The sequence below is a fragment of the Flavobacterium poyangense genome (assembly GCF_011751075.1).
Lineage (GTDB): Bacteria > Bacteroidota > Bacteroidia > Flavobacteriales > Flavobacteriaceae > Flavobacterium > Flavobacterium poyangense.
The window spans coordinates 1054343-1070078 of the sequence record NZ_JAALLN010000001.1; the positions used below are offsets into that span (position 1 = coordinate 1054343).

Sequence of the window (15736 nt, forward strand, 5' to 3'; positions counted from 1 at the left end):
AAAACCATCAGTTAATGCTGATGGTTTTTTTATAATTTTATTTTTTTCTGGTAGATTCTCTCTCTTTTAAAACGGTTTTAATAACGATGGTTTCGTAATCTGAAGTTTCTTCTTCATCTTCTTCCAGTCTTTTGATTAACCTTTTGGCAGCAACTTCGCCAATCTCAACACCGTGTTGACTTACCGTTGTTAGACTTGGTGACAAACGTCTTGAGGCCAAAATTCCGTCGGCAAAACCAATAATCGAAATATCTTCCGGAACTCTGTATCCTTTCTTTAGTCCGATACGCAAAGCGGCAACAGAATCATTTTCATCCAAAGCAAAAATTCCGTCGATTTTTTGTTCAAAAATAGCATCGATTTTACTTTTCATATCCTCTTCAGAATCTGTTCTGAGAATGATTTTTTCATTGACCGGAATATTATTAATCTCTAAAGCTTTCAAATAACCATCAGCTCTCAATTTTCCAACGCTTAAATTATCTACAGAAGAAATTAAGGCAATATTTTTACATCCTAAATTAATTAAGTGCTGGGTCGAATCTAAAGCAGAATCATAATCATCAACCACCACTTTATCACATTCTACTCCTTCGGCAATTCGGTCAAACATTACGATTGGTGTTCCGTCATTTATAATAGCCGAAAAATGACTGTATTCCTGCAATTTTTGCGCCTCTTCTGAAACTGACAATATAAAACCGTCAATCGTTCCGTTGCTCAGCATCTCCAGTGTATGAATTTCTTTTTCTAAAGATTCATTAGAAATACAGGTGATTACATTATATCCTTTTTTATCTGCTACTTTTTCAATACCGCTAAAAACCTTCGCAAAAAATGAGTTTAATATATTAGGTATAATAACTCCAATTGTTTTTGTTTTGCGATTCTTCAAATTCAGACCAATAACATTCGGTTTGTAATTTTTCAGTTTCGCATACTCTTTAATTTTAATTTTAGTTTGCTCACTAATTTCAGGACTATCATTAAGCGCTTTAGAAACTGTTGATACAGAAACATTGAGTTCTTTTGCGATTTGCTTTAAAGTTGCTTTAGCTTTCATTCTATCATATTTTATGGAATTAATACAAATATAGTAGAATTACTGAAATTACAATAAAAATCATCTCAGACTCCATTAAAATCTTAACATGTTTTCCTTTATATTAAAGGAATTGTAAAGAAAATAAAAATTAAATCCAATTTTTAAAACTACTTCTCCAAAAAGCTCGTAAGTAACTTAATACGCAAAAATGCTATTCCTATTAACAACCATTTAAAAAGTAGTAATTATGAAAAACGAAGTACGAGTTCAAGAGGTTGACACTTCACTGAACAACAGAAGGAATTTTCTCAAACTTAGCGGACTAACAATTGCCAGTGCCGGATTACTTATGGCCGGGTGCAGTGACAACAATGACAATGACGATCCTATTGTAGACAATATGCTGCCGGGTATCAGAAACGGAAAATTTGATTTAGGAGCCGGAGACTTTGGCGTCTTAACTTACGCATACGCATTAGAACAATTAGAAGCTGACTTTTATACCAAAGTGGTAAACGCTTCCAATTTTAACACCACTTTTAATGCTATAGAAAAACAAGTACTTACTGATTTGTATTATCACGAAGTAGTACACAGAGATTTCTTTAAAGCTGCTTTAACCGGAAGCCTGCCAAATCCCGCTTCACAACTACTCCCAACATTGGCTTTTAATTACGGCGCTTTAAACTTTAATAGCCGTACAGAAGTTTTAGCTACTGCTAAAGCCCTTGAAGATACCGGCGTAGCGGCTTATAACGGAGCAGGAAAACTGATCAAAAATGCAGACTACTTAGTATTAGCCGGAAAAATTGTTTCTGTAGAAGCCAGACATGCCTCTGCTATAAGAAGTTTAATTAATCCGAATTCTAAAGATTTTGCCGGAGATGATATCGTCAATGCAACCACCGGATTGGATGATGCAAAAGATCCTTCTAAAATTTTAGCCATTGCAGGCGGATTCATCACAACAGAATTTACAGCTAAATTTTTACCTTAAATAATTACCCAACTTAAAAACTAGAAATTATGAATATACTAAAATTTATAGAGTCTTTTACCAACGAGGGTATGATGACTGCGACAAGTTCAAGAAGAGACAGTTTTACACAATTTGGAAATCTTGGAAAAAATTTAGCATTTGCGTCCATTCCGTTCGGACTATCGGCATTGGCTAACAAAGCGATGGCTCAGGATATAACTCCAACTCCGGCAACACCAATTGGAGCTTTACAATTTGCACTGACTTTAGAATATCTTGAAAATGAATTTTATGCGATGGCATTAGATTCAGGCGTAATTCCCGCATCAGAAAATAGTGGTCGCGATCTGAAAGTTTTTCAGCAAATTGCCGATCATGAAGCCGATCATGTAAAATTTCTAATTGCAGGATTAGGCGGAACAATGAGTCCGAATTTTGTTCCTAAACCCACTTTTGACTTTACCGTGGGTGGTGCTTTTGATCCTTTTGGAGATTATCCGACCTTTTTAGCCTTAGCACAGGCTTTTGAAGATACAGGTGTCAGAGCCTATAAAGGACAGGCCAAAAATCTGATTTCTACTCCCGATTTATTAACAGCTGCACTACAAATACACTCTGTTGAAGCTCGACATGCGTCGGAGGTAAGACGACTGCGTGGTTTAAAAGGATGGATTTCTAACAGCGATCGAGGTGCCGGAATGCCGGCTGCAACACAAGCTGTCTACGATGGCGAAGGCCTTACGACACAGGCAGGATTTAATACAGCTACCCTATTTGGTGCCGCAGCAGGATCTGAAGCGTATGACGAACCACTTACTACACAACAAGTTGTAGATATCGCCAATATATTTATCGTATAATTTACTTTTTTCATACCTCTAATCAGAAACCATCTTTACAAAATTAAGTAAAGATGGTTTTTTAATGTTTTAGATAAAAAAATAGCTCCTGAAAATCAGGAGTTAAAATAATCTTTTCAGGTATTTGGTTTTAAAATAATTAATTGTACTTTTGCATCCCCTTTATTGGGGATGGAATGTTTAATTAAAATAATATTATGGACGCATTAAGCTACAAAACAGTTTCAGCTAACAAAGCCACTGTAACTAAAGAGTGGATTGTTGTTGACGCTGAAGGTCATAACTTAGGACGTCTTGCTTCAAAGGTTGCAATGATCTTAAGAGGTAAGTACAAGCCAAGTTACACACCACACGTTGACTGTGGAGATAACGTAATTGTTATCAACTCAGAAAAAATTAACCTTACAGGTACAAAAATGAATGACAAAATTTACATGCGTCATACAGGTTACCCAGGAGGACAAAGAACTTTAACTGCTAAAGTATTGCAATCTAAAAACCCTGCATTATTAGTAGAAAAAGCTGTAAAAGGAATGTTACCTAAAAACAAATTAGGAGCTGAACTTTTTAGAAATCTAAATGTTGTTGTAGGTGCTGAGCATACTCACGGAGCTCAAAAACCTAGAACTGTTAACCTAAACGATCTTAAGTAATGGGAGTTATTCACAAAATCGGTAGAAGAAAAACCGCTGTTGCACGTGTATATGTTTCTGAAGGAACAGGTAAAATCACTGTAAACAAAAAAGAATTCGCAACTTACTTTCCAACTGCAACTTTACAATACAAAGTTTTACAACCAATGTCTATGACAGAAAATGTAAACAACTTTGATGTAAAAGTAAACGTTTACGGAGGTGGTTCAACTGGTCAGGCAGAAGCTGTAAGAATGGCATTAGCACGCGTTATGTGTGAAGTAAATGCTGAAAACAGAGCTATCCTTAAACCAGAAGGTTTATTAACAAGAGATCCAAGAATGGTTGAACGTAAGAAATTCGGTCAGAAGAAAGCTCGTAAGAGATTCCAATTCTCTAAACGTTAATATTACCTGTCTTGTTCATTTGGGACAAGGCATTATCAATTATTTATTGAAATTAAAAAACACAGTTGTTGTTGCTCTCCTATCGAGGTAGGAAATAGTTTAGCATCTAAATGGGTTAAGCGATTAAACGATTGAAAGAGTAAGGTTGAAGATTGAAAAATCTGAAATCTAAAATCTAAAATCTAAAATCCAAAAAGACACATTGCTAATCAACAGAACGTAAACTAGTACAAAAATGGCAAACAAAATAGAAGTAAAAGAATTACTAGAAGCAGGTGTTCACTTCGGACACATGACTAGAAAATGGGATCCAAACATGGCTCCTTACATTTATATGGAGCGTAATGGTATTCACATTATCAATCTATATAAAACTGCAGCTAAAATTGAAGAAGCTAACGAAGCTTTGAAAAAAATCGCTGCATCAGGTAGAAAAATATTATTCGTAGCTACCAAAAAACAAGCAAAAGACATCGTTGCTGATAAAGCAAAAGCTGCAAACATGCCTTACATCACTGAAAGATGGCCAGGTGGAATGCTAACTAACTTCGTAACTATCAGAAAGGCAGTTAAAAAAATGTCTTCTATCGATAAAATGAAGAAAGACGGTACTTTCATGACACTTTCTAAGAAAGAGCGTTTACAAGTTGATCGTCTACGTGCTAAATTAGAGAAAAACTTAGGTTCAATCGCTGATATGTCTAGACTACCTGCAGCATTGTTCGTAGTAGATATCAAAGCTGAACATATCGCAATAAAAGAAGCACAAAAATTAAACATTCCAGTTTTCGCAATGGTTGATACGAATTCTGACCCAAGAGAGGTTGATTACGTTATTCCTGCAAATGATGATGCTTCTAAATCAATTGACAAAATTTTATCTTTAGTGACTACTGCTGTAATCGAAGGTCTTTCTGACAGAGGTTCTGAAAAAGAAGTTGAAGTAGCTGAAGAGGCTGCTCCTGCTGCTGAGGCTGAGGCTGCTGCTACTGAAGAATAAATCAAATTTTAAATTCCAATTTTAAATCCCAAAATCCAAAATAAAATTAAAAACATTATGTTGATAATTTAATAAAATTGGAATTTGGAATTTAAAAATTGGAATTTTTACTTTTAACATTAAAATTCAAAATATTATGGCAACAATTACTGCTGCAGACGTAAATAAATTAAGACAATCTACAGGTGCCGGAATGATGGACTGTAAAAAAGCTTTAGTTGAAGCTGAAGGAGATTTCGATAAAGCTATACAAATCCTTAGAGAAAAAGGACAAAAAGTTGCTGCTAACCGTTCTGACCGTGAGTCTTCTGAAGGAGCTGCTGTTTCTTTTATCAATGCAGACAACACTAAAGGAGCTATCATCACTTTAAACTGTGAAACTGACTTCGTAGGTAAAAATGAAGCTTTCGTAACTTTAGCTAAAGATTTAGTTGAAAAAGCAATCAATTTCTCTTCTAAAGAAGAATTTTTAGCTTCTGATTTCAACGGACTTACTGTTGCTGAAAAATTAATCGAGCAAACAGGTGTTATCGGTGAGAAAATCGAAATCGGTGGTTTCGAAATTTTAGAAGGTGCTTTTGTTGGATCTTACGTTCACGTTAACAAAATTGCTGCATTAACAGCTATTTCTGCAAAAATTGACAACGCTGAGACTTTAACTAAAGACATCTCTATGCAAGTTGCATCTATGGGAGCTGATACATTATCTTACAAAGATTTTGATCCTGCTTTTGTTGCTTCTGAGCTTGCTGCTCGTATTGCCGTAATCGAAAAAGAAAACGAAGAAGCAGTACGTTTAGGAAAAACATTGAAAAATGTTCCTAAATATATCTCTTTCTCTCAATTGACTGAAGAAGTTTTAAAACAAGCCGAAGAAGATGCTAAAGCTGAATTAAAAGCTGAAGGTAAACCAGAACAAATCTGGGATAAAATCATTCCAGGAAAAGTACAACGTTTCATCTCTGACAACACTACTTTAGATCAAGAGAAAGCTCTTTTAGATCAAAACTTCATCAAAGATGACAGTAAAAAAGTAGGTGATTACGTTAAAGGATTCAACGTTGAAATTACAGGTTTCAAAAGAGTTACTTTAGGTTAATATATTATTTTTCAATACAAAAAAGCCCGAATATTAATTTATTCGGGCTTTTTTATTATAACTAGCTTTTGTTTTATGTGAGAAGTGAAATGTAAAAAGTAAGTACCAAAAGGGATGCGTTTTGATTTTTAGACTAGTCTATGTCCTAAAACTTACATTATTTATATTAAGATTATAATCAAACCAAATAACAAACCAGCAACTTGAATTAATTAAATTTAAGATGAACCAAGCCTTCAACTCAAAGTGACATTTTATAAATCAAGCCCAAATAACTTCAGACTTGATTCATTTCACTTTTTACTTTTTACTTTTTACCAGCAACAGGAAAATTTCTGGCTCTCATTAAAGCATCAGACTTAGGAGCTCTTCCTCTAAACTTTTCATATGCTTTTTCCTGATCAATTGTATTTCCAATACTAAACACATTATCATAAAGTCGTTTTGCAACCTCTTTATCATAAGGCCCTTTTCCTTCTAAGAAAGCTTCCCAGGCATCTGCATTTATGACATCTGCCCACAAATAACTGTAATACCCTGCCGCATATCCATCACTTGAAAAAATATGCCCAAACTGTGGAATTCTGTGACGCATTACAATCTCTGACGGCATATCCAGCGCGTCTAAGGTTTCTTTTTCAAATTTATGAGGATCAATAGTCCCTGTTGCTAAATGAAGCTTCATATCGATCAATGAGCTTGAAATCGTTTCAACTGTTGCAAAACCTTCACCAAAATCAGCCGCTTTCTCTATTCTGTCTACTAATGCCTGAGGCAATGGCTCATTTGTTTTGTAATGTAACGCAAATTTATTCAACACTTCAGGAGTTGCTAACCAATGCTCCAACAATTGAGAAGGAAACTCTACATAATCTCTGGCAACAGCTGTTCCTGCTAAACTCGGATAGGTAACATCTGAACACAAACCATGAAGTGCATGACCAAATTCATGGAATAAAGTAGTAGCATCTGACCACGAAATTAAAACCGGCTCGTTTGCAGTTCCTTTAATAAAATTACAATTGTTAGACACAATTGTCAGAACATCTTCGTCTAATTTCTGTTGATCACGGTAAGCATTCATCCATGCACCGGAGCGTTTACCTGCACGTGCATAAGGATCAAAATACCATAATCCCACAACTTTACCCGTTATTTTATTACTCACTTCCCAAACACGCACATCCGGATGATAAACCGGAACATCTGTGATTTGCTTGAATTTTAGATTAAACAATTCACCTGCAACCCAAAACATTCCCTCACGTAAATTTTCTAACTGCAGATAAGGTTTAACTTCATTTTGATCTAAGTCATATTTTGCTTTTCTAACTTTTTCAGCATAATAGCGATAATCCCAAGGCTCAATTTTAAATTTACCTCCTTCTGCATCAACAATTTTCTGCATTTCAGTCACATCCTCCTGCACTTTATTTACAGCCGGTTTCCAAACCGACATCATTAAGTCTATCGTTTTCTGCGGATCTTTTGCCATTTTATTAGACAAACTCCAATGCGCGAATGATGGAAAACCTAGTATTTTAGCTTTTTCTGTACGTAATTTCAAAATCGAAACTAAAGTCGAATTATTATCATTCGCATTCCCGTTATCACCACGTTTCACAAAAATAGCAAACGCTTTTTCTCTTAAATCTCTGCGATTAGAGAACGTCAGAAAAGGTTCAATAGAAGAACGCGTGTTCGCAATACAACCCAAAACATCTAATTTTCTTTCTTTCGCTTCTGCTATAGCAGCATTTTTTAGTTCAGCAGGAAGACCATCAAAATCTGCTTCGGTTTTTAAAGCCACATATTGATTATGTTCTTCTGCCAGTAAATTTTGGCTGAATCGGGTAAAAAGTGTTGCCAATTCTTTATTGATTTTAGCTACTTTTTCTTTGTCTGCATTATTTAACTTCGCCCCTTCACGAACAAAATCAGTATAGTACAACCAAATCAATCTTTGCTGCTCACCGCTAAGTTTTTTACTTTCTTTTGAGTTATACAAAGTCTCAATTCTTTCGAAAAGCTTTTTATTCTGATTGATTTTATCCGAAAACTCAGAAAATTTTGGAGACAATTCAGTATCCACAGCACTAAATTCCGGACTGCTAATGTTAGATCTGTAAATCCCATAAACCGTAAAAATTCTCGTGATGGTTTTTCCGGAACGTTCCAGAGCCGCAATAGTATTATCAAAAGTTGGCGCTTTTGGGTTATTGGCAATAGCATCAACTTCATTCAATTTTTCCTGAATGGCAAACTGAACTGCCGGTTTAAAGTCCGAAACCTTATACTCATTAAAAGCAGGAACACCTCCATAAGGACCTGTCCATTTTTTAAGTAACGGGTTTTCCGTATTGGTCTGTGCGTTCGACGCAAAAAAGGTTGTACTCATAAGAACAATTCCAATTATTTTTTTTGTAATCATTAATTTGCTGTGGTATTAAGTAAATTTTGTAATTCCTCCAAAAATAACCAAAAACAACATTGAAAAGAAAAATTTAACTTCTCACCTACTTTATGCTCTTATTTAATTCAAGTCGTCGGTTGTGAAATGTAAGATGATGAATATGGTAAGTTTTATTTGAATTGCCTCCCGTTTTAACTTGGAGGCAATCGATGTAAATCAAAATTTCTCATTTTTTGACACGGACTTTTTATTTTTTTAGACCAACAACTTAAATTAATTAAAATTTGACTCCCGTAAACAAAACTGACCTCTTCCCAGCCTTACATTTCACATTTTACATTTTACATTTTACATTTCACATTTTACAGCTCACAACCCACAACCCACAACTCACATCCCCCCACAACCCGAATTATTTAATTTAAATTCAAACGATCCAAATTTTAAAGAAATAACTTAAATTTGACACATTAATCACAAAACACATGTTTAAAACCCGAAAAGAAATTGTCTTTGTTGTTCTTGCAGGAATTTTTATCACCAATGCTGTAGTCGCTGAATTAATTGGAGGAAAACTAATCCAGATTGGTCCCTTTGTAATGAGTATTGGGATTCTGCCCTGGCCAATTGTCTTTCTTACCACAGATTTGATCAATGAATATTTTGGAGAGAAAGGCGTTAAAAAACTTTCTTTTATAACAGCCTGCCTGATTGCTTATGCTTTCCTTATCTTGTTTATGGCTATTGTAGTTCCGGCTGCAAAAGGCATCAGCCCTGTAAACGACCAACAGTTTCAAGCCGTCTTCGGACAGAGTATGTGGATTATTGTCGGTAGCCTTATCGCTTTTATGGTTTCTCAGCTGATTGACGTCTGGATCTTTTGGTTTTTCAAAAACAGAACAGGTGAAGGAAAAATATGGCTCAGAGCTACCGGTTCAACTGTAATCTCTCAACTATTTGATTCTTTTATTGTTCTTGGAATTGCTTTTTGGTTACCCGGAAAAATTGATTTTGATACTTTTATTTCATCGGGACTAACGGGCTATATTTTCAAACTTTCGGTTGCCATTTTGTTAACTCCGTTGATTTATCTGGGGCATCATTTAATTAAAAAATATCTCGAAAAAGACCACTCTGAACAACCATACAAAAAATAAGAAAATACAGGATTAACCTTTGGGTACGATTACTTTGTCAATTAGCTTCACTCGGGTCATAAAAATTATACTTAACATATAGAAACATAGATTTTATTTCTAAAAAAAAGAGTACAAAAAAAGAATGGAAAACAAAATACGATGTGGCTGGTGCTCTGCCAGTGATTTATACAAAAAATACCATGACGAAGAATGGGGCGTTCCCGTTTATGACGACGCATCCTTATTTGAATTCTTAATTCTTGAAACTTTTCAGGCCGGTTTAAGCTGGATTACCATATTAAATAAAAGAGAAAATTTCAGAATCGCATTTGATCATTTCGACTATAAAAAAATTGCCAATTATCCCGAAGACAAAATCGAATCTTTACTTGAAGATACAGGAATTATTCGCAATAAATTAAAAATTCGTTCCGCCGTTACAAACGCCCAAGCCTTTATAAAAATACAGGAAGAATTTGGCAGTTTTTCAGATTATATCTGGAAATTCACAGACGGAAAACCTATCATAAATACGCCAAAAACCTTAAAAGACGTTCCCGCCACCACTCCGCTATCTGACGAAATCAGTAAAGATTTAAAAAAAAGAGGCTTTAAATTTGTCGGTTCCACCGTGATTTACGCCCATATGCAAGCCACCGGAATGGTCAACGACCATGTCGAAGACTGCTGGACAAGGAATCGATAAAAAGGAAATTTGCAGTAGGTTTCAGGTTTCAAGTTTCAAGTTTCCTAACTAGACGTAATTGAGATATAAAACTTAACGTTCCCACAACCCACAACTCAAAACCCACAACTCAAAACTTTACCCCCGAAACCTTTTTAAACAAATTTTTATTATATTTGCTTCACACTTTAGGGGTGTCTGCAACATTGCAGGCTGAGATTTTACCCTCTGAACCTGATCTAGTTCATACTAGCGTAGGGAAAAGTAAGATGACTTTCTGATGCACTCCTATGTGCAATAGTGGCCATTCCTAGAGTAAGGAAACGCAGTAATACGTTTCTGTAACACACTAAATCTAAAAGGAATGGAACTAAAAATCAACCAACAAATCAAACATTTCAATGCTGAAACTCTTAGCATTCAGTCATTGCTCGATCTCGAAATTCCGAACAAACAAAACGGAATCGCCATTGCTATAAACAGCACCGTAATTCCAAAACCGGACTGGAATACTCATTTCATTCAGGAAACCGATGATATCCTGATTATTTCTGCTACACAAGGGGGATAAAAATTAAAATTCCAATACTGATTCTATCGGGGATAAATTCCAAATTCCAATCGTAGAAACGCACGTAGAGACGCACGTAGTAGAGACGCACTGCTGTGCGTCTCTACAGGAAACATCTCACAACACACAACACACAACATTTCACACATAAAAAAAATGACAAACGAAGAACAAATATCCAGAACGCCATTTCCAAATTCCAAGAAAATATATGTAAATGGTGAAATACACCCTATAAAAGTAGCTATGCGTGAAGTCTCTTTAAGCGACACACGACTTTCTAACGGTGGAACAGAAAAGAATCCGGCAATAACTATTTATGATACGTCTGGTGCTTATACCGATCCGGATATCAACATTGACATCCGCAAAGGTTTACCTCGTTTAAGAGAAGAATGGATTTTAGAACGAAATGATGTAGAAATCTTGTCTGAGATAACATCCGATTACGGGCAAATGCGATTGAAAGACGGAAACTTAAACCATTTACGATTCGAATATTTACATCAGCCGAAAAGAGCCAAAAAAGGAGCAAACGTAACCCAATTGTATTACGCCAAGCAAGGAATCATTACACCGGAAATGGAATATATCGCGATTCGTGAAAACCAACGAATCGAGCTTTTAAACGAACAAACTAAGGCCATGCAATGTCAGCACGCAGGACATAGCTTTGGGGCCAATACGCCGAAAAGCAAAATCACACCGGAGTTCGTTCGCAGTGAAGTAGCTATCGGACGTGCCATTATTCCGAACAACATCAACCATCCTGAAAGCGAACCGATGATCGTAGGCCGAAATTTTCTTGTAAAAATAAATGCCAACATTGGAAATAGTGCCGTGACTTCAAGTATCGAAGAAGAAGTAGAAAAAGCCGTTTGGGCTTGTCGTTGGGGAGCAGATACGATTATGGACTTATCTACGGGAAAAAACATTCACGAAACCAGAGAATGGATTATCCGCAACTCTCCCGTTCCGATTGGAACGGTGCCTATTTATCAGGCCTTAGAAAAAGTAAAAGGAATAGCCGAAGACTTAACCTGGGAAGTTTTCCGTGATACATTAATTGAGCAGGCAGAACAGGGAGTTTCATATTTTACGATCCATGCCGGAGTTTTATTGCGCTACATACACTTAACCGCAGACCGCGTGACCGGAATTGTTTCCCGAGGCGGATCTATTATGGCGAAATGGTGTTTATTTCACCACAAAGAAAACTTCTTATACACCCATTTTGAAGAAATCTGCGAAATCATGAAACAGTATGATGTGGCTTTTTCTTTAGGAGATGGTTTACGTCCGGGTTCTATTGCCGATGCCAATGATGCGGCACAATTTGCCGAGCTGGAAACTTTGGGAGAACTGGCAAAAATAGCCTGGAAACACGATGTACAAGTTTTTATAGAAGGCCCTGGTCACGTACCGATGCATATGATTAAAGAAAACATGGACAAACAGTTAGAACATTGTAACGAAGCTCCTTTTTACACCCTAGGCCCTTTAACAACAGATATTGCTCCGGGTTATGATCACATTACATCTGCCATTGGCGCTGCTATGATTGGTTGGTACGGTTGCGCCATGCTGTGTTACGTTACCCCAAAAGAACATTTGGGTTTACCAAATAAAAAAGACGTAAAAGACGGTGTAATCACCTACAAGATTTCAGCCCATGCCGCCGACTTAGCCAAAGGACATCCGGGTGCACAATACCGTGATAACGCTTTGAGTAAAGCCCGTTTTGAATTCCGTTGGGAAGATCAGTTTAATTTATCTCTGGATCCGGATACCGCCAGAGAATTTCACGACGAAACACTTCCCGCCGAAGGTGCTAAAATTGCCCATTTCTGCTCGATGTGTGGACCAAAATTCTGCTCCATGAAGATATCACAGGAAATTCGCGATGTTGCCGCTGCAGAAAAAGGCATGCAGGAAAAATCAGAAGAGTTTATCGAACAAGGAAAAGAAATCTACATCTAGAGCTTCTTGTGAAATGTGATTTGTGAGATGTCATTTGTGAGATGTAAAATGTGAAAAACGAGAGACTAATTAATTATCACGCTATCTTCACATCTTACATTATACATTTTACATCTTACATCTTACATTTTACATCTTACATTTTACATTATACATTATACATTTTACATTAATCAAAAATGATCGTCATATCAAATCCAGTTGCCGTAGCAAACGAAATCAGCATCATCCATTCTCTTTTTGAGGAAGGGCTATCGCTATTTCATGTTCGAAAACCGGAGTTTACTGAAATTGAAATGACTCATTTTATTCAGCAAATAAAACCTGAATTCAGGTCAAAGTTGATCTTGCATACTCATCATCAGATTGCCGGCGATTTTGGTATTGATAAAATTCATTTTTCTGAGAAAGAGCGAAATCGGGTTTTAGCTTTTCCTTTTAAAAATAAGACGGTTTCCACCTCTTCTCATTCGATTACCGATTTTAATCAATTGGATTCAAATTTTGAATATGCATTTTTAAGTCCTGTTTTTAAAAGTATATCGAAGAACAATTACGCTTCTGAAATTGATTTGTTTGAAGCAATAAAATCAAGAAGAAACCTTAAAACTAAGCTTATTGCCTTAGGCGGAATCTCTCCCGAAAATAGTAAAACAACGCTCGAAAACGGTTTTGATGGCATTGCACTTTTGGGCGCTATCTGGAATCATAAAAACCCTGTAAACCAATTTAAATCATGTCAGAAAATCGTCCTTTCGTACTCACTATAGCCGGCTTTGATCCCACTGGCGGTGCCGGTGTTCTGGCAGATGTTAAAACTTTTGAACAGCATCAGGTTACGGGTTTTGCTATTTCAACTGCCAATACCATTCAGACCGAAAGTCAGTTCTATCAAATTCAATGGACCGATTTAAGTTTTGTACTTCGCTCTATTGAAACTTTGTTCGAAAATTATAAAATCAAAGCAGTAAAAATCGGAATCACGCCAAGTTTACCTTATTTAAACCGCATTCTTTCGACCATAAAATTACTGTCCCCAACGACAAAAATTGTTTGGGATCCGGTCCTGAAATCAACTACAGAATTTGAATTTATGGAAGTTACAACTGATTTGGATTTTCATAAAATCTTATCTAAAATAGATTTAATTACGCCCAATTACAATGAAATCGAACTGCTGTTTCCCGGTTTCTTATCCAACAATCTTTGGATAAAAAACGAGATTGCAACAGCTATTTTACTCAAAGGAGGACACAATTCCACCAGAATTGGTACAGATTGCCTTTTTCTAAAAAATGAAATAATTGAGTTACCCCCTTCTGAAAAAAAATGCTTCGAAAAACATGGCTCCGGCTGTATTCTTTCGGCTGCTATTGCCTCAAATCTTGCATTGTGTCAAGATGAAAAAGAAGCTTGTATAAATGCCAAAACCTACATAGAACAATACCTGAGTTCAACTTCAACATTAATCGGATATCATTATGTACAATAAATTACAATACATCTCGCAGGGAAATACAATCGAAAAACAATTGTATAACATTCACGAAGCACTGGACAGTGGTTGTGATTGGGTTCAGATGCGTTTCAAAAATCAAAATACTAAAAACTGTTTTGCGCTGGCTGAAGCAGTAAAATTTTTATGTGAAGAATACCTGGCCAATTTTATTGTAAACGACAATGTATATCTCGCGCAACAAATTGCTGCCGACGGAGTACATCTTGGTCTTTTAGATACCAAAATCGAAGAAGCGAGAGCCATTTTAGGAGATACCAAAATCATTGGAGCAACAGCCAATACATTTGAAGACATTCAAAATCATATTACAAACGGTTGCGATTATATTGGTTTGGGACCACTCCGATTTACCACAACAAAAGAAAAATTAAGTCCTATTCTGGGCTTTGAAGGTTATGCTGAAATCTTTCAAAAATTAAAAGACAACCATTCTGAAATTCCGGTTTATGCTATTGGCGGCATTGTTTCGACAGATATTGAGAAATTAATGGAAATTGGGGTTCACGGCATTGCCGTTTCCGGACTCATCACAAAAAGCGATCAGAAAGAAAAGCTCATTCAACAATTAAACGAAAAATTATATGCAAACGTCGTTATTTAATATTGGTGATAAAACCTTAAGCTCCCGCCTATTTTTAGGAACAGGGAAGTTTGGTTCCAATCTCGAAATGGAACGTGCAATTCTAGCCTCAGAAAGCGAATTAGTAACCGTTGCCTTAAAACGAATTGATTTAGAAACCGATACGGAAACTATTTTAACGCATTTAAAACACCCGGGGATTCATTTGTTACCCAATACATCGGGTGCCAGAAATGCCAAAGAAGCCATCTTTGCTGCACAATTAGCACGTGAAGCCTTAGAAACAAACTGGCTGAAACTCGAAATACATCCAGACCCTAAATACTTAATGCCCGACGCAATTGAGACTTTAAAAGCAACCGAAGAACTGGCAAAATTGGGTTTCATCGTTCTTCCCTACATTCATGCCGATCCGGTTTTATGCAAACATTTAGAGGATGCCGGAACTGCCGCCGTCATGCCTTTGGGATCGCCAATTGGAAGCAATAAAGGATTAAAAACTATAGATTTCTTAGAAATAATAATAGAACAAAGTACGGTCCCAGTAATTGTTGATGCCGGTATTGGTGCTCCCTCTGATGCCGCAAAAGCAATGGAACTGGGTGCCGATGCTGTTTTGGTTAATACTGCTATTGCCGTAGCCGGAAATCCGGAACTAATGGCCGAAGCGTTTAAAGAAGCTGTAATCGCGGGCAGAAAAGCTTTTGAAGCCAAACTGGGAAAACAATACAATCATGCCATTGCTTCCAGTCCTTTGACTTCTTTTTTGTATGACTAATTTATTTATCACGCAGATTTTGCAGATTAAGCTGATTTTTTTATCTGCA

16 protein-coding genes and 1 riboswitch are annotated in these 15736 nt (G+C 36.4%); of the genes, 14 read left to right on the forward strand and 2 right to left on the reverse strand.

Going from position 1 to position 15736, the window contains the following annotated elements:
- Window positions 1–37: 37 nt before the first annotated feature.
- Window positions 38–1063 (reverse strand): LacI family DNA-binding transcriptional regulator, encoded by a 1026-nt coding sequence (locus G3A47_RS04330; RefSeq protein WP_166920749.1) that lies wholly within the window; start codon window positions 1061–1063, stop codon window positions 38–40.
- A 229-nt stretch (window positions 1064–1292) separates the two neighbouring features.
- On the opposite strand from G3A47_RS04330, the gene G3A47_RS04335 reads away from it, so the two are divergent.
- From G3A47_RS04335 to tsf, 6 genes are all read left to right on the forward strand, one after another.
- On the forward strand, window positions 1293–2042 hold the full coding sequence (locus G3A47_RS04335; protein ID WP_166920751.1) for a ferritin-like domain-containing protein: 750 nt from the start codon (window positions 1293–1295) through the stop codon (window positions 2040–2042).
- A gap of 29 nt (window positions 2043–2071) precedes the next feature.
- A complete protein-coding gene (locus tag G3A47_RS04340; protein ID WP_166920753.1) occupies window positions 2072–2884 on the forward strand; it encodes a ferritin-like domain-containing protein in 813 nt (270 codons plus the stop codon).
- A gap of 197 nt (window positions 2885–3081) precedes the next feature.
- Window positions 3082–3537 (forward strand): 50S ribosomal protein L13, encoded by a 456-nt coding sequence (gene rplM / locus G3A47_RS04345; RefSeq protein ID WP_017497946.1) that lies wholly within the window; start codon window positions 3082–3084, stop codon window positions 3535–3537.
- Window positions 3537–3923 (forward strand): 30S ribosomal protein S9, encoded by a 387-nt coding sequence (gene rpsI / locus G3A47_RS04350; protein WP_007808909.1) that lies wholly within the window; start codon window positions 3537–3539, stop codon window positions 3921–3923. Before rplM ends, rpsI begins: the two co-directional genes overlap by 1 nt.
- Window positions 3924–4158: 235 nt before the next feature.
- Entirely contained in the window at window positions 4159–4923 is a 765-nt protein-coding gene (gene rpsB / locus G3A47_RS04355; protein WP_166920754.1) for a 30S ribosomal protein S2, read from the forward strand.
- A gap of 136 nt (window positions 4924–5059) precedes the next feature.
- The gene (gene tsf, locus G3A47_RS04360; RefSeq protein ID WP_166920756.1) at window positions 5060–6022 is read left to right on the forward strand and encodes a translation elongation factor Ts; all 963 of its coding nucleotides are present in this window, start codon (window positions 5060–5062) and stop codon (window positions 6020–6022) included.
- A 307-nt stretch (window positions 6023–6329) separates the two neighbouring features.
- Here tsf and G3A47_RS04365 read toward each other — a convergent pair whose 3' ends face one another.
- Window positions 6330–8453, reverse strand: coding sequence for a M3 family metallopeptidase (locus G3A47_RS04365; protein WP_166920758.1), 2124 nt, complete (start codon window positions 8451–8453; stop codon window positions 6330–6332).
- A gap of 467 nt (window positions 8454–8920) precedes the next feature.
- Here G3A47_RS04365 and G3A47_RS04370 point away from each other — a divergent pair, with 467 nt between their 5' ends.
- The 8 genes from G3A47_RS04370 (at window position 8921) to G3A47_RS04405 (ending at window position 15687) form a co-directional block, all read left to right on the forward strand.
- The gene (locus tag G3A47_RS04370) at window positions 8921–9592 is read left to right on the forward strand and encodes a queuosine precursor transporter (protein WP_166920760.1); all 672 of its coding nucleotides are present in this window, start codon (window positions 8921–8923) and stop codon (window positions 9590–9592) included.
- A 124-nt stretch (window positions 9593–9716) separates the two neighbouring features.
- Window positions 9717–10280 carry a DNA-3-methyladenine glycosylase I gene (locus G3A47_RS04375; RefSeq protein ID WP_166920762.1) on the forward strand — a complete coding sequence of 188 codons (564 nt, stop codon included), beginning with the start codon at window positions 9717–9719 and terminating at the stop codon, window positions 10278–10280.
- Window positions 10281–10439: 159 nt separating this feature from the next.
- A riboswitch (TPP riboswitch) is annotated at window positions 10440–10537 on the forward strand.
- 86 nt (window positions 10538–10623) lie between these two features.
- The gene (thiS, locus tag G3A47_RS04380) at window positions 10624–10830 is read left to right on the forward strand and encodes a sulfur carrier protein ThiS (protein WP_166920763.1); all 207 of its coding nucleotides are present in this window, start codon (window positions 10624–10626) and stop codon (window positions 10828–10830) included.
- Between the two features lie 156 nt (window positions 10831–10986).
- Window positions 10987–12810: a phosphomethylpyrimidine synthase ThiC gene (gene thiC / locus G3A47_RS04385; protein WP_166920765.1), complete on the forward strand. Its 1824-nt coding sequence runs from the start codon at window positions 10987–10989 to the stop codon at window positions 12808–12810.
- A 179-nt stretch (window positions 12811–12989) separates the two neighbouring features.
- The gene (locus G3A47_RS04390; RefSeq protein ID WP_166920767.1) at window positions 12990–13580 is read left to right on the forward strand and encodes a thiamine phosphate synthase; all 591 of its coding nucleotides are present in this window, start codon (window positions 12990–12992) and stop codon (window positions 13578–13580) included.
- Window positions 13547–14302 (forward strand): hydroxymethylpyrimidine/phosphomethylpyrimidine kinase, encoded by a 756-nt coding sequence (locus G3A47_RS04395; RefSeq protein WP_166920768.1) that lies wholly within the window; start codon window positions 13547–13549, stop codon window positions 14300–14302. The genes G3A47_RS04390 and G3A47_RS04395 overlap by 34 nt, the downstream gene beginning before the upstream one ends.
- Window positions 14292–14930 (forward strand): thiamine phosphate synthase, encoded by a 639-nt coding sequence (locus G3A47_RS04400; RefSeq protein WP_166920770.1) that lies wholly within the window; start codon window positions 14292–14294, stop codon window positions 14928–14930. Before G3A47_RS04395 ends, G3A47_RS04400 begins: the two co-directional genes overlap by 11 nt.
- Window positions 14911–15687, forward strand: coding sequence for a thiazole synthase (locus G3A47_RS04405; protein ID WP_166920771.1), 777 nt, complete (start codon window positions 14911–14913; stop codon window positions 15685–15687). The genes G3A47_RS04400 and G3A47_RS04405 overlap by 20 nt, the downstream gene beginning before the upstream one ends.
- Window positions 15688–15736: the final 49 nt, after the last annotated feature.

Bases quoted from the DNA above. Each gene is read 5' to 3' on its own strand.
- G3A47_RS04330 (WP_166920749.1), bottom strand. From the start codon at position 1,063: ATGAAAGCTAAAGCAACTTTAAAGCAAATCGCAAAAGAACTCAATGTT.
- G3A47_RS04335 (WP_166920751.1), top strand. From the start codon at position 1,293: ATGAAAAACGAAGTACGAGTTCAAGAGGTTGACACTTCACTGAACAAC.
- G3A47_RS04340 (WP_166920753.1), top strand. From the start codon at position 2,072: ATGAATATACTAAAATTTATAGAGTCTTTTACCAACGAGGGTATGATG.
- rplM (WP_017497946.1), top strand. From the start codon at position 3,082: ATGGACGCATTAAGCTACAAAACAGTTTCAGCTAACAAAGCCACTGTA.
- rpsI (WP_007808909.1), top strand. From the start codon at position 3,537: ATGGGAGTTATTCACAAAATCGGTAGAAGAAAAACCGCTGTTGCACGT.
- rpsB (WP_166920754.1), top strand. From the start codon at position 4,159: ATGGCAAACAAAATAGAAGTAAAAGAATTACTAGAAGCAGGTGTTCAC.
- tsf (WP_166920756.1), top strand. From the start codon at position 5,060: ATGGCAACAATTACTGCTGCAGACGTAAATAAATTAAGACAATCTACA.
- G3A47_RS04365 (WP_166920758.1), bottom strand. From the start codon at position 8,453: ATGATTACAAAAAAAATAATTGGAATTGTTCTTATGAGTACAACCTTT.
- G3A47_RS04370 (WP_166920760.1), top strand. From the start codon at position 8,921: ATGTTTAAAACCCGAAAAGAAATTGTCTTTGTTGTTCTTGCAGGAATT.
- G3A47_RS04375 (WP_166920762.1), top strand. From the start codon at position 9,717: ATGGAAAACAAAATACGATGTGGCTGGTGCTCTGCCAGTGATTTATAC.
- thiS (WP_166920763.1), top strand. From the start codon at position 10,624: ATGGAACTAAAAATCAACCAACAAATCAAACATTTCAATGCTGAAACT.
- thiC (WP_166920765.1), top strand. From the start codon at position 10,987: ATGACAAACGAAGAACAAATATCCAGAACGCCATTTCCAAATTCCAAG.
- G3A47_RS04390 (WP_166920767.1), top strand. From the start codon at position 12,990: ATGATCGTCATATCAAATCCAGTTGCCGTAGCAAACGAAATCAGCATC.
- G3A47_RS04395 (WP_166920768.1), top strand. From the start codon at position 13,547: ATGTCAGAAAATCGTCCTTTCGTACTCACTATAGCCGGCTTTGATCCC.
- G3A47_RS04400 (WP_166920770.1), top strand. From the start codon at position 14,292: ATGTACAATAAATTACAATACATCTCGCAGGGAAATACAATCGAAAAA.
- G3A47_RS04405 (WP_166920771.1), top strand. From the start codon at position 14,911: ATGCAAACGTCGTTATTTAATATTGGTGATAAAACCTTAAGCTCCCGC.